The organism is Actinoplanes rectilineatus (assembly GCF_000962825.1).
In the GTDB taxonomy this organism is placed as follows: Bacteria; Actinomycetota; Actinomycetes; order Mycobacteriales; family Micromonosporaceae; genus Actinoplanes; species Actinoplanes rectilineatus.
Map to the genome: position 1 here is coordinate 87,774 of NZ_JZKF01000005.1, position 20,848 is coordinate 108,621.

Annotated in this window: 20 protein-coding genes; 16 read left to right on the top strand and 4 right to left on the bottom strand. The window is 71.8% G+C overall.

The genetic code is table 11. The features are described 5' to 3' along the window. Positions 1–56 precede the first annotated feature (56 nt). Positions 57–2,042 (bottom strand): acetate--CoA ligase, encoded by a 1,986-nt coding sequence (acs, locus tag WH85_RS05135; RefSeq protein ID WP_045740509.1) that lies wholly within the window; start codon positions 2,040–2,042, stop codon positions 57–59. Between the two features lie 222 nt (positions 2,043–2,264). Between acs and WH85_RS05140 the strand changes: the two genes are divergently transcribed. Further along, the gene (locus tag WH85_RS05140) at positions 2,265–3,002 is read left to right on the top strand and encodes a Fic family protein (protein ID WP_045740510.1); all 738 of its coding nucleotides are present in this window, start codon (positions 2,265–2,267) and stop codon (positions 3,000–3,002) included. A 19-nt stretch (positions 3,003–3,021) separates the two neighbouring features. Continuing rightward, positions 3,022–3,498, top strand: a complete 477-nt coding sequence (locus WH85_RS05145; RefSeq protein WP_157410786.1) for a PH domain-containing protein — start codon at positions 3,022–3,024, stop codon at positions 3,496–3,498. Between the two features lie 304 nt (positions 3,499–3,802). On the opposite strand, the gene WH85_RS05150 is transcribed toward WH85_RS05145, so the two are convergent. Together WH85_RS05150 and WH85_RS05155 are read right to left on the bottom strand one after the other, a co-directional pair. Further along, positions 3,803–4,612, bottom strand: coding sequence for an HAD family hydrolase (locus WH85_RS05150; protein WP_045740512.1), 810 nt, complete (start codon positions 4,610–4,612; stop codon positions 3,803–3,805). Positions 4,613–4,935: 323 nt separating this feature from the next. Next, entirely contained in the window at positions 4,936–5,304 is a 369-nt protein-coding gene (locus WH85_RS05155) for an STAS domain-containing protein (protein WP_045740513.1), read from the bottom strand. A gap of 243 nt (positions 5,305–5,547) precedes the next feature. Between WH85_RS05155 and ssd the strand changes: the two genes are divergently transcribed. The 8 genes from ssd to WH85_RS05195 all read left to right on the top strand — a co-directional run bounded on the left by ssd (position 5,548) and on the right by WH85_RS05195 (position 10,399). Beyond that, positions 5,548–6,597: a septum site-determining protein Ssd gene (gene ssd / locus WH85_RS05160; protein WP_045740649.1), complete on the top strand. Its 1,050-nt coding sequence runs from the start codon at positions 5,548–5,550 to the stop codon at positions 6,595–6,597. Further along, positions 6,594–7,784: a TadA family conjugal transfer-associated ATPase gene (locus tag WH85_RS05165; protein WP_045740514.1), complete on the top strand. Its 1,191-nt coding sequence runs from the start codon at positions 6,594–6,596 to the stop codon at positions 7,782–7,784. Before ssd ends, WH85_RS05165 begins: the two co-directional genes overlap by 4 nt. Further along, complete coding sequence (locus tag WH85_RS05170) at positions 7,781–8,518, top strand: hypothetical protein (RefSeq protein WP_052720168.1); 738 nt, start codon at positions 7,781–7,783, stop codon at positions 8,516–8,518. Before WH85_RS05165 ends, WH85_RS05170 begins: the two co-directional genes overlap by 4 nt. Next, complete coding sequence (locus WH85_RS50025) at positions 8,515–8,718, top strand: hypothetical protein (protein WP_045740515.1); 204 nt, start codon at positions 8,515–8,517, stop codon at positions 8,716–8,718. Before WH85_RS05170 ends, WH85_RS50025 begins: the two co-directional genes overlap by 4 nt. After that, positions 8,715–9,437: a type II secretion system F family protein gene (locus WH85_RS05180; protein WP_045740516.1), complete on the top strand. Its 723-nt coding sequence runs from the start codon at positions 8,715–8,717 to the stop codon at positions 9,435–9,437. Before WH85_RS50025 ends, WH85_RS05180 begins: the two co-directional genes overlap by 4 nt. A 64-nt stretch (positions 9,438–9,501) precedes the next feature. Continuing rightward, positions 9,502–9,687 carry a DUF4244 domain-containing protein gene (locus tag WH85_RS05185; RefSeq protein WP_211275283.1) on the top strand — a complete coding sequence of 62 codons (186 nt, stop codon included), beginning with the start codon at positions 9,502–9,504 and terminating at the stop codon, positions 9,685–9,687. Next, the gene (locus WH85_RS05190) at positions 9,684–10,043 is read left to right on the top strand and encodes a TadE family type IV pilus minor pilin (RefSeq protein WP_045740518.1); all 360 of its coding nucleotides are present in this window, start codon (positions 9,684–9,686) and stop codon (positions 10,041–10,043) included. Before WH85_RS05185 ends, WH85_RS05190 begins: the two co-directional genes overlap by 4 nt. Continuing rightward, positions 10,040–10,399, top strand: a complete 360-nt coding sequence (locus tag WH85_RS05195) for an Rv3654c family TadE-like protein (RefSeq protein WP_245673827.1) — start codon at positions 10,040–10,042, stop codon at positions 10,397–10,399. The genes WH85_RS05190 and WH85_RS05195 overlap by 4 nt, the downstream gene beginning before the upstream one ends. A 9-nt stretch (positions 10,400–10,408) precedes the next feature. Here the strand turns inward: WH85_RS05195 and WH85_RS05200 are convergent, their stop codons facing one another. Continuing rightward, positions 10,409–12,778, bottom strand: a complete 2,370-nt coding sequence (locus WH85_RS05200) for a DEAD/DEAH box helicase (protein ID WP_157410787.1) — start codon at positions 12,776–12,778, stop codon at positions 10,409–10,411. Between the two features lie 110 nt (positions 12,779–12,888). Here WH85_RS05200 and WH85_RS05205 point away from each other — a divergent pair, with 110 nt between their 5' ends. The 6 genes from WH85_RS05205 (at position 12,889) to topA (ending at position 20,844) form a co-directional block, all read left to right on the top strand. Further along, complete coding sequence (locus WH85_RS05205; protein ID WP_045740520.1) at positions 12,889–13,245, top strand: STAS domain-containing protein; 357 nt, start codon at positions 12,889–12,891, stop codon at positions 13,243–13,245. Next, positions 13,242–13,682, top strand: a complete 441-nt coding sequence (locus tag WH85_RS05210) for an ATP-binding protein (protein ID WP_045740521.1) — start codon at positions 13,242–13,244, stop codon at positions 13,680–13,682. The genes WH85_RS05205 and WH85_RS05210 overlap by 4 nt, the downstream gene beginning before the upstream one ends. Positions 13,683–13,971: 289 nt before the next feature. Next, the gene (locus WH85_RS05215) at positions 13,972–16,386 is read left to right on the top strand and encodes a sodium-translocating pyrophosphatase (protein WP_045740522.1); all 2,415 of its coding nucleotides are present in this window, start codon (positions 13,972–13,974) and stop codon (positions 16,384–16,386) included. Positions 16,387–16,490: 104 nt separating this feature from the next. Beyond that, positions 16,491–17,021: a hypothetical protein gene (locus WH85_RS05220; protein WP_045740523.1), complete on the top strand. Its 531-nt coding sequence runs from the start codon at positions 16,491–16,493 to the stop codon at positions 17,019–17,021. Positions 17,022–17,034: 13 nt separating this feature from the next. Continuing rightward, the gene (locus tag WH85_RS05225) at positions 17,035–17,811 is read left to right on the top strand and encodes a hypothetical protein (protein ID WP_045740524.1); all 777 of its coding nucleotides are present in this window, start codon (positions 17,035–17,037) and stop codon (positions 17,809–17,811) included. Positions 17,812–18,012: 201 nt separating this feature from the next. Then, entirely contained in the window at positions 18,013–20,844 is a 2,832-nt protein-coding gene (topA, locus tag WH85_RS05230) for a type I DNA topoisomerase (RefSeq protein ID WP_045740525.1), read from the top strand. Positions 20,845–20,848 lie beyond the last annotated feature (4 nt).

Below are 20,848 nucleotides of genomic sequence, written 5' to 3' on the forward strand. Positions count from 1 at the left end.
CATTTAGGACTAAAGCCCGGCGACACATGGGCGTCGCCAGGCTTTATATACCGACGTCAGTCTTCGGACTTGGTGGATTTCATACCGGTGGAGATCAGGTCCATCACGGCCGAGTCCTGTAGCGTCGTCACGTCGCCGAGTGAACGGTTCTCCGCGACGTCCCGCAGCAACCGGCGCATGATCTTGCCGGACCGGGTCTTCGGCAGCTCCGGCACCAGCATGATCTGCCGCGGCTTCGCGATCGGTCCGAGCGTCTTCGCCACGTGGTTGCGCAGATCCTTGATCAGCGCCTCGCCCGCGTCGCCCGCGGTGTCCACGTTGCCGCGCGGGATGGTGAACGCGACGATCGCCTGACCGGTCGTCGGGTCGGTCGCGCCGACCACCGCCGCCTCGGCCACCGACGGGTGGGACACCAGCGCCGACTCCACCTCGGTGGTGGAGATGTTGTGCCCGGAGATCAGCATGACGTCGTCGACCCGGCCGAGCAGCCAGAGCGCGCCGTCCTCGTCCTTCTTCGCGCCGTCCCCGGCAAAGTAGATCCACTCGTCTCCCTGGCCGGCCCCGGCGCCGAACCGCGACCAGTAGGTGTCCAGGAAGCGCTGGTCGTCACCCCAGATGGTGCGCAGCATCGACGGCCACGGGTCGCGCAGCACCAGGAAGCCGCCACCGCCGTCCGGCACCGACTGCGCCTGGTCGTCGACCACGTCGGCGCTGATGCCGGGCAGCGGGGTCATCGCCGAGCCGGGCTTGGTGGCGGTCACCCCGGGCAGCGGCGAGATCATGATCGAACCGGTCTCGGTCTGCCACCAGGTGTCCACGATCGGCGCGCGTTCCCGGCCGATGTTCTCCCGGTACCACATCCAGGCCTCGGGGTTGATCGGCTCGCCGACGCTGCCCAGGATCCGCAGTGAGGACAGGTCGTACCCGGCCGGGATGTCGTCGCCCCACTTCATCATGGTGCGGATCAGCGTCGGGGCGGTGTACAGGATGGACACCTTGTACTTGTCGACCAGCTGCCAGAACCGCCCGCGATCCGGGGTGTCCGGCGTTCCCTCGTACATCACCTGGGTGGCGCCGTTGGAGAGCGGCCCGTAGACGATGTAGGAATGGCCGGTCACCCAGCCGATGTCGGCGGTGCACCAGTAGACGTCGGTCGCAGGCTTCAGGTCGAAGACCGCGTGGTGCGTGTAGGAGGTCTGCGTCAGGTATCCGCCGGTGGTGTGCAGGATGCCCTTGGGCTTACCGGTGGTGCCCGAGGTGTAGAGGATGAACAGCGGGTGCTCGGCGTCGAACGGCTGCGCCTTGTGCTCCGGGCTCGCCTGCTCGACGGTCTCGTGCCACCACTTGTCCTTCCCGGTCCACGCGACCTCCTGGCCGGTGCGGCGGACCACCAGCACGTGCTCGATGCTGGCGCAGCGGGCCACCGCCTCGTCCACGGTCGGCTTGAGCGCCGACGGCTTGCCGCGCCGGTAACCACCGTCCGCGGTGATCACCACCTTGGCGTCGGCGTCCTGGATCCGGGTGGACAGTGCCTCCACCGAGAAACCGCCGAACACCACGCTGTGCGTGGCGCCGATCCGGGCGCAGGCGAGCATCGCCACCGCCGCCTCCGGGATCATCGGCAGGTAGATCGCGACCCGGTCGCCCGCGACGACACCGAGGTCGGTCAGGGTGTTGGCGGCCTGCGAGACCAGCTTCAACAATTCGGTGTACGTGACCGCGCGGGTGTCCCCGGGCTCGCCCTCCCAGTGGATCGCCACCTTGTCGCCGTGTCCCGCCTCGACGTGCCGGTCGACGCAGTTGTACGCGACGTTGAGCTCGCCGCCGACGAACCACTTGGCGAACGGGGGGTGGGACCAGTCGAGGACCTGGTCCCAGGGCTTCGACCAGCTGAGGCGCTCGGCCTGGCGCGCCCAGTAGCCGAGCCGGTCGGATGTGGCCTCGTCGTATGCCTCGGCCGTGACGTTGGCGTCCGCCGCGATGTTCGCGGGCGGCGGGAACTGCCGCGTCTCCGAGGACAGATTCGCCAGGGTCTCGCTCATGAGGGCGGCTCCTTGCCGTGAACCGGGAATGCCTGTGACCGGGGTCTCTCTTGATTGCACACTAGTTGCGCCGGGCGATTCGGCGAAGGGTTGCGCACCAGGCCGCGCCCGATGGCCCCGTTCGCGCGCCAACCGGCGGCAAACTGCTCACTACTGCGCGAATCTTGCCAGTTGCGATCTCATTTGTGCACCCCGTGTTTCCTGCGCTTTACCGGATACGGTGTGCACGTGGATCCCCTAGCTCCCCTGCTCGCCCTGGCCGACGTCGCGCCCGCCCTCACCGGCGCCCGGGAATCGGTGGACGCGGCGATGCGGCACCGCGCGCTGCGCCGCAACGGCGGCCAGGTCGCGGCCGAAGCGAGCCTGCGCGCCGCGGTCGCCAGCGCCGCCCTGGAGGGCAGCCGTTACGACCTCGACGAGGTGCGCTCCGGCACGGTCACCGACCCGGTCGTGCAGGGCTCGCTGCGCGTCGCCGAGGCGCTCGGCGGGCTGGTCGACCTCTGGCCCCGCGCGCCCCGGCAGGTCCTCGCGAAACTGCACGTCCTCGCCGCCCGCGGGGTGGTGCACGACCACGACCTGGGCCGGCTGATCTCCGGCGCGGACCGGGTGGACGCCCTGACCCGCATCGTCGCCGGCAACGACACCACCCCGCCGCTGCTGCTCGCCGCCGTCGTGCACGCCGAACTGCTGACGCTGCGGCCGTTCGCGGGGCCGTCCGGCGTGGTGGCCCGGGCCGCGGCCCGGCTCACCCTGATCAACCGGGGACTCGATCCGCGCGGTCTGATCGCGGCCGAGGTGGGCCACCTCGAGCGCGAGCCGGAGTACGTGGGAGCGTCCGGCGCGTACGCCACCGGGACACCCGACGGGGTCCGTTCGTGGCTGCGGCACTACGCCTCGGCGGTGACCGCGGCCGCCGGTGACGCAGTGGTCATCAGCGATGGAGTATTGGCCGCGACCTGAGACGGAGCATACTTTCCGGGTGGGTGGAGACTGGATTCGTCCGTACGCGCCCGGCACCGGGCGGTGGATCGTCATCATCTGGGAGGCGGCCGCGCTCGGCCTGCTGACCTGGGCCACCATCCGGCAGTTCGACCTGGCCGGCCATGCGGTCCGGGCGGTCGCCGGGATGCTCGCCGCGGTCTGGGTGGTCGGCGCCTGGCGGATCGTCGAGCACGGGGTCTACCTCAGCTCGCACGGCGTCCTCATCCGCGGGCTGGTGCGCTCCCGGACCATGCGATGGCCCGAGGTGGCCGGCGTCCACCTGCACGAGGCCACCCACCGGGTCGGCCCGTGGACGATCCAGAGTGGCCTGACGGTGCTGCTCGAACGGGTCGGCGGCGGGACGGTGAACACCGAGCTGTGGGCGCAGGGGATCGATTTCCACTCCCGGCCCACGGTGTTCCGGGCGGTGTACCACGAGATCCGCAACCGTCATCTGGCCGCGCGGCACCGGTAGCACCGAGAGAGTTAAGAGCCGGCGTCCCCGCAGGGGCGCCGGCTGTGCGCGTCCGGACCGGGTTATCAGGCGTGCACCTGAGTCGTCGTCGACAGTCCCGTGCCTCTCGGCAGAGGTCCCGCCGCGACGTGCCTGCCGTGGCTGATCGCGCGTGGGTTCCCGGTGGCCGTGCACGGAGCCCGATTCGCGTCGAGCTTCCGTGTCTCCTTTCTACGCCCGTTCGCCCGTGATCGCCAGGTCCCAGCGGGGCAAATCTGGCGTACCCCTATTACTCAGACCAATGCCATTCGTCCTGGTCGAAGCCTTACAGCAGGGCGGCCGGACGAGGGCGGGACCGCCGGTGCCGCCCGTACAGCGCGAAGCCGATCGCGACACCCACACCCACGCCGAGCGCCGCGGCGACCGGAACCGCGGGCCGATCCCGCAGACGCCGGCCGAGCGGCACCGGATGCCGGAACTCGAGAACCGGCCAGGACCGCTCCTGCGCGACCCGGCGCAGCGTCCGGTCCGGGTTCACCGCGCTGGGATGGCCGACCGCCTCCAGCAACGGCAGGTCACTGCTGGAATCCGAGTAGGCGAAGCATGTACTGAGGTCGTAGTCGCGGGACTCGGCCAGCTCACGCACCCCGACCACCTTCGCCGGACCGGCCGCGTAGAACTCGACCGCGCCGCTGTAACGGCCGTCGACGATCGACATCCGGGTGGCGATCACGTCGGTGATGCCGAGCAGCGCGCCGATCGGACGGACCATCTCGTCCCCCGACGCCGAGACGAGCACGACATCGCGGCCGGCCGCCTGGTGCTCGGCGATCAGTGCGGCGGCTTCCGCGTACACATAAGGGTTGATCAGGTCGTTGAGGGTCTCGGCGACGATCTGCTGCACCTGCTCGACACGCCAGCCCTTGCAGAGGGCCGCGAGATAGTCGCGCGTGCGTGCCATCGCCTGCTCGTCGGTGCCACCGCCCAGCCGGAACATCAATTGGGCATAAGCGGACTTGACCACGTCCCGGCGGCTGATCAGGCCATCACGGTAGAACGGCCGTCCGAAGGCCAGAGCACTGGACTTGGCGATGACGGTCTTGTCTAGGTCGAAAAAGGCGGCGCTGAGGCCCACGGGCCGAAAGTGTAGCCGCAAGTGGCGCAGAACGGTCGTCCCGGCTGTCCGGCGTGGCCGATGATGACGCGCTGTGAAAGCGGTCAGACGGGCGAAGAACGACGTCGCAGGCTACATTCGGTACTCGACGACGAGGCGGGCTCTGAGGCAAACTTGTGTTTGCGGCGGGAATGTCGCCGCCTCTCGTGACCCGATCCACCGTTTCATCGGTGATGAGCGCTCGGTGATCGCGCCCCCCGCGATGACCGGGTTGATTCGGCTCGACCCCCCCGGAGCCGAATCCCAGGACGGCCCCCGTCTCCCCCGACGGGGGTCGTTCCCTCTCAGGAACCGGTGGCCTGCTGCGACGGCTCCGCCTCGCGCGCCGGTGCATCGGCGTCGATCAGGCCGAAGAAATCGGACAGGCCGGTCACGGCAAGCACCCGCCGGAACGTTTCGCTCGGATTGAGCACCACGAACGGGATTCCCTTGTCGGTCGCCGCGCGATAGCCCTCGAGCAGGGCACCGAGACCCGTCGAATCGATGAAGGACGCATCGCGCAGGTCGACCTGGACGCGCGACGGCGACCATTCGTCGACCGCGTCCTGAATGCCCAGCGCCACCTCGTCGGTGTTCGAGTAATCGATCTCCCCGAGCACGGTGACGGTGACCGCGCCGTTGTCGGCAAGCGAGGTCTGGATCGAGTAATCCATGCCAACTCCATCGGTCCGTGTCCGGACCAACATACCCAACGCGACATGTCTCATACGCGTCGGCCGGAGACCGGCCGTTAACAGATTCCCGCGATGTCCGGCGGTTTTCCACAGGTGACGGCGTTGTCCACAGGCAGAGGCGACGACGATTGCCGGCCGGTGCCGGGTCCGGCGAGGGTGACTGGCGAAACCGCCCGTCCTCGCTGGAGGCCAGTGATGCCCACCCCGCGCCGCGCCCTCGTCCTGACCGCCGACCCCGACCTGCTCGACGACCTGCTCCGGCTCGCCGCGGCGGGCGGCACCGAGGTCGACGTCGCCCCGGATCCGCTGGCGGCGCTCGGCCACTACGCGAAGGCGACCCTGGTGGTGATCGGCGCCGACCAGGCCGCGGCCTGCCTGCGCACCCGGCTGCCACGCCGCGAGGGAGTGATCATGATCGGTCACGAGCACATGATGAACGAGTCCTCGTGGGAGCTCGCCGCGCTGATCGGCGCGGAACGCGTGGCGGTGCTGCCGACCGCCGAGCCGTGGGTGGTCGACCAGTTCGCGAAACGGCCCGACACCGCCACCGTCTCCCGAACCTGCGCGGTCGTCGGCGGCCGTGGCGGAGCCGGCGCCAGCATCCTCGCCGCCGGCCTGGCCACCACCGCGGTACGCGCCGGCCACCGGACCCTCCTGGTCGACGGCGACCCGCTCGGCGGCGGCCTCGACCTGCTCCTCGGCTGGGAGAAGACCGCCGGGCTGCGCTGGCCGGCCCTGGTCGGCTCGGACGGCCGGATCGACCCGCCCGACCTGCTCGGCGCCCTGCCCCGGCAGGGCGACCTGGTGCTCCTCTCGTTCGACCGGGGCGAACTGCCGGGGGTGCCGGTCGAGGCGATGGCGGCCAGCCTCGACGCCGCCCGCCGCGGACGCGACGTGATCGTCGCCGACCTGCCCCGGCGGCTCGACGACGCGGCGGTGCTCGCCCTGCAGACGGCCGACCGCGCGCTGCTGGTCGTCCCGGCGGAGCTGCGGGCCGCGGCGGCCGCGGCCCGGACCGCGTCGGCCCTCGCACTGCACTGCGCGAACGTGGCCGTCGTGGTCCGTGGCCCGGCCCCGGGCAAGCTGCGGCCGCGCGAGATCGCCCAGTCACTCGGGCTGCCCCTGGCCGGGACGTTGCGCCCCGACCCGGCGCTCTGCGTGGGGATCGAGAGCGGCGCCCCACCGGCGGCCGGAGGACGCGGACCGCTCGCCGAACTGTGCCGTCATCTGATCGACGATCTGATGCGGACCGGCGCGGAGGTGCCCGCGTGAGCACCCCGCCGATCGTGCACCGGGTGCGCCGGCAGTTCGCGGAGGACGGCTCGGCGGCCACCCCGGCCGCGGTGGTCAGCGCGGTCCGGCGGCAAACCGGGGTGCTCGGCGACACGGCCGTGCTGCGGCTCGCCGACCAGGTCCGCGACGAACTCATCGGCGCCGGTCCGCTGGCGCCGCTGCTGTGCGATCCGTCCGTCACCGACGTACTGGTCAACGGGGTGCAGGTCTGGGTGGACCGGGGTGCGGGACTGCAACGGGCGGCGGTACGCCTGGGCGGCCCCGACGACGTACGCCGCCTCGCCCAGCGCCTCGTCGCCGCGTGCGGCCGGCGTCTCGACGACGGCCAACCCTTCGCCGACGCGCGCCTGCCGGACGGCACCCGCCTGCACGCGGTGCTCCCACCGGTGGCGACCCACGGGCCCTACCTGTCGCTGCGGACGTTCCGGCAGCGCCCGTTCAGCCTCGGTGACCTGGTCGAGAACGGCGCGGTGCCGCCGACCGCCGGCCCGGTGCTGGCCGCGGTGGTGGCGGCGCGTCTGGCGTACCTGGTGGTGGGCGGGACCGGCAGCGGCAAGACGACACTGCTGTCGACACTGCTCGGCCTGGTCCCGTCGACCGAGCGGATCGTGCTGGTGGAGGACGCGGCCGAGCTGCGGCCGGTGCACCCGCACGTGGTGACGTTGCAGGCACGGACGGCCAATGTGGAGGGTGCGGGCGCGATCGGGCTGACCGGCCTGGTCCGGCAGGCGCTGCGGATGCGACCGGACCGGCTGGTGATCGGGGAGTGCCGCGGCGGGGAGATCTCCGACCTGCTGGGCGCCCTGAACACCGGTCACGAGGGCGGTGCGGGCACCCTGCACGCCAACACGCCCGAGGACGTCCCGGCCCGGCTGGAGGCGCTCGGGCTGCTCGGCGGGCTGCCCCGGGCCGCGTTGCACGCCCAGGTGCTGGCCGCGCTGCAGGTGGTGCTGCACGTCCGCCGGACCGGGCACGGCCGGGTGCTGGAGTCGATCGGCGTGTTCCGGCCGTCGGGCGAGGAACGGCTGATGGCGGTCGTGCCGGCCTGGCAGCGGGAGTACGGGGCCGGCCCGGCGGCGTCCGCGCTGGCCCGGTTGCTGCTGTCCCGCGGTGTCGCGGTGCCGGCCGTCCTGAAACCGCCGCCGGGTGCCGGGCGGCCGGCATGACCTGGCTGGTGGTGGCGGCGTTGCTGCTCGTCGTGGTGGTGCTGGCCGTCCCGTCGCGCCGGGCGCGGGAACGCCTGGCCGGCCGGCGACCGGCGATCCGGTTCGACGTGCCGCGGATACGAGCCGGCTGGATCGTCGCCGGACCGCCCTGGCGTGCGGCGCTGGGGACGGCCGGTGTCGCGGCGGGACCGGCACTGCTGGCGGGCGGGCCGGTCGGCGCGCTGGTCGCGGCCACCTATGCGGCGCTGGCCGGCCGGGCGTGGGCGCGCCGGGCCGAGCACCGTCGCCGGGCGGCGCAGCGGGCCGGATCGCTCGACGCGTTGTGTGCCCTGGTGGCCGATCTGCGAGCCGGCATACCCCCGTCCGTGGTCGCGGACGGGGGCGGGATCCACCGGGACGCCCGGCTGAACCGGCTGACCACGGCGGTGTGGAGGCTCGCCGATCAGACCGGCGCGCCCGCCGCGGATCTGCTGGAACGGATCGAGGCGGATGCCCGGGCCGAGGACCGGGCGGCGGCGAGCGCCGCTGCTCAGGCGGCCGGGACGCAGGCGACCGCGGCGATGCTCGCGGTGCTGCCGGTGGGCGGGATCGGACTGGGATATCTGATCGGGGCGGATCCGGTGCACGTTCTGCTGCGGACGCCGCTCGGGGCGGGCTGCACGGTGCTGGCCGTGCTGCTGCAGTGCTGCGGCCTCGGCTGGTCGGAGTGGATCGCGCAGGGGGCGGGCCGGTGAGCGCCGGTTGCGACGCGGCCGCCCTGTTGCGGGAGGGCGGCCCGGTGCGGGTTCCGATGCGGGAGTGCTGCGTGGCGGCGCTGCTCGGCGTGACGGCTGTGGTGGGCGGCTGCCCGGCGATGCGATCCGAGGCGGCGCTGCCGGGATCCGAACGGCCGCCGGCGTCCGGGGAGCGGCGCGAGCTCGAGGTGCCCACGTGAGCGCGGCGCTGCTGGTGGTGGCCGCGTTCGTGCTGGCCGTGCCGTGGGCGGGACATCGGGTGGGCGGCGGCGCGGTCCGGCGGCTCCGGCTGATCCGCCCGGAGCCGGCGTCGACGGCCGGGACCGGGCGCCGGACCCGGGTGCTGCTGTCGGTGCTGATCGGGCTCTCGATCGCGGGTGTGGTGGGGAGCCTGTGGGGCGTACCCCTGGGAGTCCTGGCTGGTGTCGGGGCGGAACGTCTGCTCCGGGGCCGGGAGACCGCCCCGGGCCGGCAGGAACGCCGGCAGGCGCTCGCCGATCTCCCGCTCGGCGCCGATCTGCTGGCCGCGGCCCTGCGCTCCGGCACCCCGGTGGACCGGGCGACGGACGCGGTGGCCGAGGCGCTGGACGGGCCGCTCGGTGATCGCCTGCACCGGACCGCGCGGTCGCTGCGGCTCGGCGCCGAACCGGACGAGGCCTGGGCGCACCTGACCGGTGTGCCGGGTACGGACCGGCTGATCACGGCGGCGGTCCGGTCCAGCAGCAGCGGCGGTGCACTGGCCGGTGCGCTGGAACGTCTGGCCGGTGACCTGCGCGCCGACCGGGTCGCCGCGACGGAGGCCGCGGCGCAGCGGGCCGGTGTGCTGATCGTGTTGCCGCTCGGACTGTGTTTCCTGCCGGCCTTCATGCTCGCCGGCCTGGTCCCGGTCCTGATCTCGGTGCTCGCCGGCGTCTTCTGACGCCGGGACCCGCTCGAACTCCGGTGCGGCATCCACGCGCGCACCGACCATGGAGGAGGTTCATGTGTACACACTCATCGCCAACTACCGGCGGCTGCGGACCGAGGCGTCCGACACGGGGATGAGCACCGTCGAGTACGCGCTCGGCACCGTGGCCGCTGGCGCCCTGGCCACCGTCCTGTTCCGGGTGGTGACCGGTGGCGACGTGACGGCGGCCATCACCGCGATCGTCCTGCGGGCGCTGAAGTGATCGGGCGCCGGCGGCCCGGCCGGGACCGGGGTGCGTTCACCGTCGAGCTCGCGGCCGGGCTGCCGGCGCTCCTGCTGCTGATGCTGGCCGGCATGACGGCGATGTCCGCGATGAGCACCCGGATGCAGTGTCTCGACGCGGCCCGGGAGGTGGCGCTGGCCGTCGCCCGGGGTGAGCCGTCGTCGACCGCGGCCCGGTTCGCGCCGCCGGGTGCGGACGTCCGGACCGACGTCGGCCGGGACACGGTGACGGTCGAGGTGACCGCCCGGGTCCGGCTGGTGGGCGCCGAACTCCCCACCGTCACGGTACGCGGCAGCGCGGTCGCCGCCCGGGAACCGGACGAGGTGGCGGCGTGAGCGGGACTGTGACCGCCGACCGCGGGGCCGCGTCGGTCCTGGTGCTGGCCGTCGGGCTCACCGTGCTGCTGCTCGGGGTGGCGGGCGCGACCGTCGGATCCGCGCGGACCGCCCGGCACCAGGCCCGTAACGCCGCCGATCTGGGTGCCCTGGCCGGTGCCGTGCACGCCGTCGAGGGCGAGGCCGTGGCCTGCGCGGTCGCCGGCCGTTACGTCCGGGCGAACGGCGCGCGGATGACCTCGTGCACGGTCGGCGGACTGGAGATCGTGGTGCGGGCCGAGGTGCCGGTGGCCGGCCGCTGGCTCGCCACCGCGGCGGCCCGTGCCGGGCCGGTCAGCGCTCCGATCCGGACGTGACGGCGGCGGCTACTTCTGGGACGGGATCGCGGGCTGGTCCGCGAGGGCGGCGAGCACCACGTCGAGCACCCGGACCGCGCCCGCCTTGTCCAGCGGGTTGTTCCCGTTGCCGCACTTCGGCGACTGCACGCACGACGGGCATCCCGTCTCGCACCCGCACGACGAGATCGCCTCCCGGGTGGCCCGCAGCCATTCCGCGGCCACCCCGTAGGCGCGCTCGGCGAACCCGGCACCACCCGGATGCCCGTCGTAGACGAACACGGTCGGCGCCTCGGTGTCCGGGTGGTTCGCCGTGGACAGCCCGCCGATGTCCCACCGGTCGCAGGTCGCCATCAGCGGCAGCAGACCGATCCCGGCGTGCTCGGCGGCGTGCAGGGCGCCCGGGAGGTCGGCCGGTTCGACACCCGCCGCGACCAGGGCGTCCGGTGACACGGTGAACCACACCGCGACCGTGCGCAGCTCGCGGACCGGCAGATCCAGCGGACGGGTGTCGATGATCTCGCCGGAGCCGATCCGGCGGCGCTGATAGGACACGACCTGGCCGGTCACGTCGACCTCGCCGAGGAACAGGCCGACCGGGCCGGCGTCCACGTACGAGCGGACGTCCACCACCGACACGTTGGTGACGTCGCGGGCGTGCGTGGTCCAGTCCGGCTCCTCCGGGTGGACCAGCGCGATGCCGTCCTCCAGGTCGAGGTCGTCCACCACGTACGAGACGCCCTGGTGCAGGTAGACCGCCCCGGAGTGCAACATCATGTGCGACGAGCCGGGGTCGACCGTGCCGAGCAGGCGACCGGTCGCCTGCTCCACCACGGCCACCGGGCTGCCGCCGGTGCCGCGCAGGTCCACGTCGGGACGGCCGCGGTGCGTCCAGTAGAACCCGGACGGCCGGCGTCGCAGCACCCCCTGCTCGACCAGTCCGAGTGCCGCGGCGACGGCCGTCTCGCCGCCGAAGAGTTCCAGATCGGCCGGGGTCAGGGGTGCCTCCGACGCGGCGCAGCACAGTTGCGGGCCGAGCACGTACGGGTTCTGCGGATCCAGCACGGTCGCCTCGACCGGGTGGCCGAAGACCGCCTCCGGATGGTGCACGAGGTACGTGTCCAGCGGGTCGTCCCGGGCGATCAGGACCGCAAGCGCCTCGCCGCCGGCCCGCCCGGCCCGGCCCGCCTGCTGCCACAGTGACGCCCGGGTCCCCGGGTAGCCGCAGATCAGTACCGCGTCCAGGCCGACCAGGTCGACGCCGAGTTCGAGGGCGTTCGTCGACGCCAGCCCGAGCAGTTCCCCGGAGAGCAGGGACCGTTCGATCTTGCGCCGGTCCTCCCGCAGGTAGCCGGCCCGGTAGGCCGCCACCCGGTCGCCGAGTCCGGGCACCGCCTCGTCCAGGGCGCGGCGGGTCAGCGTGGCGACCACCTCGGCGCCGCGCCGGGACCGGATGAACGCCAGGGTGCGGGTGCCGGCCACCACCGCGTCGGCGAGCAGGTCGGACGTCTCGCGTAGCGCGGAGCGCCGGATCGGCGGGAGTTCGACCTCGAAGTCGGTGTCCGGGTCGGTGGACGACGCGGGTGGCAGCAGCGGCGGCTCCCACAGGGCGAACGTCACCGGCCCGCGCGGCGATGTGTCCTCTGTCACTGCCCGGACGGGCAGGCCGGTCAGCCGGGCGGCGGTGCCGGCCGGGTCGCCCGAGGTGGCCGAGGCCAGCACGAAGGTGGGCGAACTGCCGTACCGGCTGGCGACCCGGCGCAACCGGCGCAGGACGTGCGCCACGTGCGAGCCGAACACGCCCCGGTAGGTGTGGCACTCGTCGATCACCACGTAGCTGAGCCGCCGCAGGAAGACACCCCAGCGCGCGTGGCCCGGCAGCAGCGCGTGGTGCAGCATGTCCGGGTTGGTGAGCAGGAACCGCGAATGCTGGCGGATCCAGTCGCGTTCCTCCCGCGGGGTGTCCCCGTCGTAGGTGGCGGGCCGCACGTCGTCGAGCCCGAGGCGGGCGATGCCGCGCAACTGGTCGGCTGCCAGAGCTTTGGTAGGTGACAGATACAGCACCGTCGCCTTAGGGTCCCTGGCGAGCGCGCTGAGAGCGGGCAACTGGTATCCGAGGGATTTGCCCGACGCGGTGCCGGTGGCCAGCACGACGTGTGTGCCCTCCCAGGCGAGGGAGGCGGCGGCCGCCTGATGCTGCCATGGTTCGGCGATGCCCTGTGTGACGAATGCGTCGCGGACGGTGGGTTCGGTCCATGTCGGCCACGACGCCGTCCGCCCGGCCCGGGCGGGGATCCGTTCGACATGCGTGATGGGCGACACCGCCGCAGCGGTTCCGCGGGCCTGCAGCCGATGCAGCAGCTCAGCAGGACCGAAGGCGGTGGAGGTCACGCCTTGCACTGTGACACCGGTATGCCCTGAACCTCAAACGGGTAGGACGGTGGGTGCCATGCGTCGCGCGGTCGCGGTCGGTGGTTAGATTTCGCGGGGGAGATCAGGGAGGAGGACCGATGGAGCTGTCGCTGGCGACGCGGACCGTCGCGGAGCACACTGTGCTCGAGGTCGGTGGCGAGGTGGATGTTTACACCGCTCCCCGGTTGCGTGAGCGGTTGATCGAGCTGGTCGATGCCGGTGCCCGCGATGTGGTCGTCGATCTGGAGCGGGTCGAGTTCCTCGACTCGACCGGGCTCGGCGTGCTGGTCGGCGCCCTGAAGCGGCTGCGGACCGCGCACGGCACCTTCGGTCTGGTGTGCGCCAAGGAGCCGTTGTTGAAGATCTTCCGGATCACCGCGCTGGACCAGGTCTTCCCGATCTTCCCGACGGTCGAGGCTGCCACCGAACGCGACGGCAGCGGTCCCGCTTCGTGATGGCCACGGTTCGGCTCTCCTTCTCGCCGGCACCGGTGCATGTGCGCACCGCCCGGCTGGTCGGCGTCGCCGTGGCCCGCCGGGCCGGGGTCGCCGAGGAGCTGCTCGACGAGGTCCGGCTCGCGATCGGCGAGGCGTGCACGCGTGCGGTCACCCTGCACCGGCAGTACCACCTGTCCGAGCTGGTCACGGTGGAGATGTCCGACTCGGACTCGTACACCGTCCGGGTCATCGACCACGCCCCGATCGAGGCGAGCGTGGGTCTGACCAAGCTGCCGCCGGACGAACTGGCCGACGAGTCGCTGACCGACGACGCGCTCACCACCGGCGTGGGTTTCGCCCTGCTCGCCGGGTTCGTCGACGACCTGCAGGTGCGCCCGGTGGAGGACGGCCCGGGCACCGAGGTCCGGATGGTCTGGCCGGTCGGCCGCCGCTGATCTCCCGATCCCCGATGCGGTGATCCGCCGGGGATTCACCCTGTCACCACCACGCCCGACGAACAGGATGGACTCGTCGGGCGATCAACTGTGGGCTATGCCCGTCTGCCGTCGGTCTCTAACACAACGGCAAACATCACCGCGACACGGCTGGTGGCACGTGTGACGATCACCACGTGGGGCCGCTACAGTACGCGAGTCATCAGCTACTGCTGGTTCCCCGCTCCTCGGGGAACGCGCCCGGGGTCTCGTCCACCGTCCGGGCGCCATCGGTGTACAGGAGGCATGGATGCCCGGAAACGCGACAACCCTGGCCGCTGAAGGCGGTGGAGCGTCCCTGAGCGGGGACAACATCTCATTCGTGATCATCGCGATCGTCTTCGCCCTGGTCGCTCTCGGCTTCGCCGCGATGTTCGTCCAATCCGTGCTGCGCACCGAGCGCGGCACGCAGAAGATGCAGGAGATCGCGGGCGCCGTGCAGGAGGGCGCCTCGGCCTACCTGTTCCGGCAGTTCAAAACGTTGGCCGTCTTCGTGGTCATCGCGGTGGTGCTGCTGTTCCTGCTTCCCGTGCACGCGACCGAGAACGAGGTCTGGGTACGGATCGGGCGCTCGCTGTTCTTCATCGTCGGTGCGATCTTCAGTTCGTTCATCGGCGGCGCGGGCATGGCGCTGGCCACCCGGGCCAACGTGCGGGTCGCCGCGGCGGCCGGCACGGACGGCGGCCGCGAGAAGGCGATGGGCATCGCGTTCCGCACCGGCGGCGTCGTCGGTTTCCTCACCGTCGGCCTCGGCCTGTTCGGTGGCGCGCTGGTCGTGCTGATCTTCAGCAGCGACGCGCCGACCGTCCTGGAGGGCTTCGGCTTCGGCGCCGCCCTGCTGGCCATGTTCATGCGGGTCGGCGGCGGCATCTTCACCAAGGCCGCGGACGTCGGCGCCGACCTGGTCGGCAAGGTCGAGCAGGGCATCCCGGAGGACGACCCGCGCAACGCCGCGACCATCGCCGACAACGTGGGCGACAACGTCGGCGACTGTGCCGGCATGGCCGCCGACCTGTTCGAGTCGTACGCGGTCACCCTGGTCGCCGCCCTGATCCTGGGGCACGCCGCGTTCGGCCAGGACGGCCTGGTCTTCCCGCTGATCATCTCGACGGTCGGTGTGCTGATCGCGATCGTCGGCGTCTTCATCACCCGGCTGCGGTCCACCGACCGCAACGGCCTGACCGCGATCAACCGGGCGTTCTACATCTCGGCCGCGCTCTCCGCGATCATCGTGGCGGTGGTCAGCTTCCTGTACCTGCCGTCCACGTTCAACGGATTCAACGACGACCGGATCGAGCAGCAGGTCATCGACAGCGGCCAGGACCCGCGCTGGGTCGCGGTCGGCGCCGTGGTGATCGGCATCGTGCTGGCCGCCGCGATCCAGGCGCTGACCGGCTACTTCACCGAGACCGAGAAGCGTCCGGTGCAGGACATCGGCAAGTCGTCGCAGACCGGCGCGGCCACCGTGGTGCTGGCCGGCATCAGCGTCGGCCTCGAGTCCGCGGTCTACTCGGCGCTGCTGATCGGCGCCGGCGTCTACGGCGCGTTCCTGCTCGGCGGCACGTCACTGACCCTGTCGCTGTTCGCGGTGGCGCTGGCCGGCACCGGCCTGCTCACCACGGTCGGCGTGATCGTGGCGATGGACACGTTCGGACCGATCTCGGACAACGCGCAGGGCATCGCGGAGATGTCCGGCGACGTGGACGAGCGCGGCGCGCAGATCCTGACCGAATTGGATGCGGTCGGCAACACCACCAAGGCGATCACCAAGGGCATCGCGATCGCGACGGCCGTGCTGGCGGCGACGGCGCTGTTCGGGTCGTACACCAACAGCCTGGCCAGCGCGCTCGCCGACGCCGACGTCCCGGACGTGGGCGGCGAGATCCTCGCCCAGCTCAACATCTCCAACCCGCGCAGCCTGGTCGGCCTGCTGATCGGCGCGGCGGTGGTGTTCCTCTTCTCCGGTCTGGCGATCAACGCGGTGTCCCGTTCGGCGGGCGCGGTGGTGATGGAGGTCCGGCGTCAGTTCCGCGAGTTCCCGGGGATCATGGACGGCACCCAGCGTCCGGAGTACGGCCGCGTGGTCGACATCTGCACCCGGGACGCGCAGCGTGAGCTGCTCACCCCCGGTCTGCTGGCGATCACCGCCCCGATCGCTGTCGGTTTCGGTCTCGGCCCGGGGGCGCTCGCGGCCTACCTGGCCGGTGCGATCGGTGCCGGCACGCTGATGGCGGTGTTCCTGGCCAACTCCGGTGGCGCCTGGGACAACGCCAAGAAGCTGGTGGAGGACGGGGCGTACGGCGGCAAGGGTTCCGAGGCGCACGCCGCCACGGTGATCGGCGACACGGTCGGCGACCCGTTCAAGGACACCGCCGGCCCGGCCATCAACCCGCTGCTCAAGGTGATGAACCTGGTCTCGCTGCTGATCGCCCCGGCGGTGGTCGCCTGGAGTTACGGCCCGGACGCGAACACCGGCCTGCGGATCGGCGTCGCCGTCCTGGCGGTGGCGATCGTCTCCGCCGCGGTGATCTGGAGCAAGCGCAAGCCGGTCGCCCTGGGCGAGGACCCGTCGGCGGCCACCGCGGCCGGTGCCGCGGACACCGCCAAGGCGGCGCAGGACGCCCGTGAGACGAAGGCCTCCCGGGTGAAGGACAACGTCGGTTAAAACGCCCGGCGTGACGAAGGGCACCCGGCGAAATACCGGGTGCCCTTCCGGTATGACTCGATCGAGGCGTGTGGAGTTCACGACCATCGTCGTACGCTGCTCCCATGCGCGCGGTCCGACCGATCTCCCTGGCACTCGCCCTCGTGCTCGTGATGCCGCTGGCGGCTTGTTCCGGCCAGCACGGACCCCAGGCGTGGGCCGCGTTGGTCTGCACCGCGCTGAGTCCGTGGCGGAGCGAGATCGACAGCCTGTCAAGCCGAACCCAGCAGCAGATGACCGCGGAGACCTCGCCCAGTCAGGCGAAGGAGAACCTGTCCCGGCTCTTCGGGGGCGCCGCGACCGCGAGCGAGAAGGCACGGTCCGACGTGCAGCGTGCCGGTGTCCCGGATGTGGACGACGGACCGGCCATCGCGGAGGGTTTCCTCGGCTCGCTGGCCGGCATCCGGGACGCCTACGACCACGCCAGGACCGGCATCGAGTCGCTCGCGACGCGCCCGACCGCGACCTTCTACGACCAGGTCGGCAAGGTCGTCGACCAGCTCACCGCGGACTACGAGAAGAGCAGCCTGGACATCGCCGGCCTGGAGTCGGTGGAGCTCCGGGAGGCCTTCGACGAGCTGCCCGAGTGTCAGTGATCGTTGCACTGTCATGAGCGAGACCGGCTGGCCGCTGATACCGCGGGAGGTGCTGCCACCCGCGGTGGAGCCGCCGTCGGCCGAGCCGGCGCGGCGCAGCGCTCCCCGGGAGCCGGGCGGGCACCAACTGCCGATGTTCGGTGCGGACAGTTCCGAGCCGTCGCCCGCTGATCTGGCCGGTCTGCTGGCCGGTCCCGGCCGTCTGGACCGGATGGGCGGGACCGCGCGGGTCACGGTCCGCGTCGATGCCGCCTGGCGGGTGCACGCGGTGGTCGCCGAACTGGTCATGCGCGGCCTCACCGCCACCTGGGCTCCGGTTTCCGGGGTACGCGACGACGGGCCCCCCGTCGGGGCAGAGGTGATCGGCGAGTCGATCAACCAGGAGGGCGAGGGGGAACCCGGTGGCACGGGCGCCGGAACGGTTCCCGAGGAGCCGCCGCGCCCGCTGTTCGACGTGCGTACGGCGTACTCCAGGAGGTTGAACGGTCTTGCCCGGGCCTGGCCCGCGGCGGCCGCCCAGCTCTTCCTCAGTGGCCCGCGTCTGCGGCTCTGGGCGGCGGCCGCGGGTGGTCCCCGGGCCGGCGGCTGGTCCCTGGGCCTGGACCCGGAACAGGATCCGCGGCCGGTGGACGCCGCGCTGGTCCGGGCCGGTCTCGCCGGGCGGGTGTCGGACGACGGCCGCTGGTATCTGATCAACGGCCGGCGACGGGTGCGACGGCTCGCTGAGCTGGTCGGAGACCGGCCCTCGACGGCGCCCGAGGAGTTCTGGCCGGGCAGCGCACCTGCGTGATCTTCCGGGATTGTGTCCGACACGACACTGTCTTCCCGGTGTACGGTGGCGCGGTTGGACGCAAGCGGTGGCCGGGCCGTTACCATCCGACTGCGGGGTTACCCGGGAATGTGGGCTCGTCCGGCGCGTTACGTTGAACGTCCGTGCTCAGCCGGGCGAGTCGGAGAAGCGCCTGTGGATCTCGAAAAAAGTGGGAGTGCCGTGCCGAGTGACACCAGGACGACGCGTCTGGTCATCGTCGAATCTCCGTCGAAGGCCAAGACGATCGCCGGTTACCTGGGCCCCGACTATCTGGTCGAGGCCTCCATCGGCCATGTCCGTGACCTGCCGAGAAACGCCGACGAGGTCCCCGAGAAATACAAGGGTGAGCCGTGGGCGCGTCTCGGTGTGGACGTCGACAACGGCTTCCACGCCCTCTACGTGGTCTCCGAGCAGCGCAAGCAGCAGGTCGCCCGGCTGAAGAAACTGGCCCGCGAGGTCGACGAGATCCTGCTCGCCACCGATGAGGACCGTGAGGGCGAGGCCATCGCCTGGCACCTCGTCGAGACGATCCGGCCCAAGGTCCCGGTCAAGCGGATGGTCTTCCACGAGATCACCAAGCCGGCGATCCAGGCCGCGGTGGCGAACCCGCGTGAGATCGACCGTTCCCTGGTGGACGCCCAGGAGGCCCGCCGCATCCTCGACCGGCTGTACGGCTACGAGGTCAGCCCGGTCCTGTGGAAGAAGGTGATGCCCCGGCTCTCCGCGGGCCGGGTCCAGTCCGTCGCCACCCGGATCGTGGTCGAGCGTGAGCGTCAGCGGATGGCGTTCCGCACCGCTGAGTACTGGGACATCCTGGCCCACCTGTCCGTGCAGGGACAGTCCGAGGGCGCCCGCGCCTTCGCGGCGACCCTGATCGCGTTGAACGGTGACCGGATCGCCACCGGTAAGGACTTCGAGCCGACGACCGGGCAGCTCAAGCCGGGTTCCGGCGCGGTGCAGCTGGACGGCGACGGTGCCCGGGGCCTGGCCGCCCGGCTGGAGAACCAGTCGTTCACGGTCACCCGGGTCGAGGAGAAGCCCTACCGCCGCCGGCCGTACCCGCCGTTCATCACCTCGACGCTGCAGCAGGAAGCAGCGCGCAAGATGCGGTTCTCCTCGAAGCAGACGATGAGCGTGGCCCAGAGTCTGTACGAGAAGGGCTTCATCACCTACATGCGTACGGACTCGGTGAACCTCTCCGAGACCGCGCTGGCCGCCGCCCGCCGTCAGATCGCCGAGCTGTACGGCCCGGGCAGCGTTCCGCCGCAGCCGCGCCGTTACACCACCAAGGCGAAGAACGCGCAGGAGGCCCACGAGGCGATCCGGCCTGCCGGTGACAACTTCCGGACCCCGGGTGAGGTCGCCAACGAGCTGCGCGGCGACGAGTTCAAGCTCTACGAGCTGATCTGGCGCCGGACCGTGGCGTCGCAGATGACCGACGCGGTCGGCAACTCGATCAGTGTCCGGATCCGGGCCGTCTCCACCGCGGGCGAGGAGGCCGACTTCGGCGCCTCCGGCAAGACCATCACCGACCCCGGCTTCCTGCGCGCCTACGTGGAGTCCTCGGACGACGAGAACGCCGAGGCCGAGGACGCCGAGCGCCGGCTGCCCAACCTGGTCAAGGACCAGCCGCTGACCGCGGACGACCTGGCCGCCAACGAGCACCACACCTCGCCGCCGGCCCGCTACACCGAGGCCTCACTGGTCAAGGCGCTGGAGGAGCTGGGCATCGGCCGGCCCTCCACCTACTCCTCGATCATGCAGACCATCCAGGACCGGGGCTATGTGGAGAAGCGCGGTCAGGCGCTGATCCCCTCGTTCCTGGCGTTCGCGGTGATCGGCCTGCTGGAGGGGCACTACCCCCGGCTCGTCGACTACAACTTCACCGCGTCGATGGAGGGCCAGCTCGACGACATCGCCGCCGGCGACCACACCCAGCTGGACTTCCTGACCTCCTTCTACTTCGGCAGCCGGACGCCGGGCGCGGACGACGCCATCACCCGGGCCGGCGGCCTGAAGAAGATGGTCACCGAGAACCTCAGCGAGATCGACGCCCGCTCGGTCAACTCGATCCCGCTCTTCGCCGACGAGCAGGGCCGCCGGATCGTGGTCCGGGTCGGCAAGTACGGGCCGTACCTGCAGCGTGAGGTGCCGGACGCCGACGAGGACACGCCCGGCGACCGTGCCTCCATCCCGGAGGGTGTCGCGCCGGACGAGCTGACCCCGGAGAAGGTCGACGAGCTGTTCCTCGGCGGTGGCGGCGAGCGCAGCCTGGGCGACGACCCGGCGACCGGCGAGCCGGTGCAGCTCAAGTCCGGCCGTTTCGGGCCGTATGTGCAGAGTGGTGAGCGCAAGGCGTCGCTGCTCAAGAATCAGAAGCCGGACGACGTGACCCTGGAGGAGGCGCTGCGCCTGCTCCTGCTGCCGCGGACGATCGGCAAGGACGCCGACGGCAACGAGATCGTGGCGAACAACGGTCGCTTCGGGCCGTACGTGAAGCGGGGTTCCGACTTCCGGTCGCTGGCCGGTGAGGAGCAGCTCTTCACGGTGACGCTCGAGGAGGCGCTGGCGCTGCTGGCCGCGCCGAAGACCCGGCAGGCGCGCGCTGCCAAGCCGCCGCTGCGGGAGCTCGGCAACGACCCGGTCACCGAGAGGCCGCTGGTCATCAAGGACGGCCGGTTCGGGTCGTATGTGACCGACGGGGAGTACAACGCGACCCTGCGCAGCGGGATGACCCCGGAGGACCTGACGCTCGAGCAGGCCTCCGAGATGATCGCCGACAAGCGGGCCAAGGGCCCGGCGCCGAAGAAGCGGGTGGCCAAGAAGGCGGCGCCCAAGGCCGCGGCGGACGGTGCGGCCCCGGCCAAGAAGACGGCCGCCAAGCGGACCACGGCGGCGAAGAAGACCACGGCGGCCAAGACGACGACCGCGGCGAAGAAGACGACGGCCGCCAAGAAGGCCGCCCCGGCCAAGCGGGCGGCCCCCCGCAAGGCCGCCGCGGCGACCGAGTGACGGG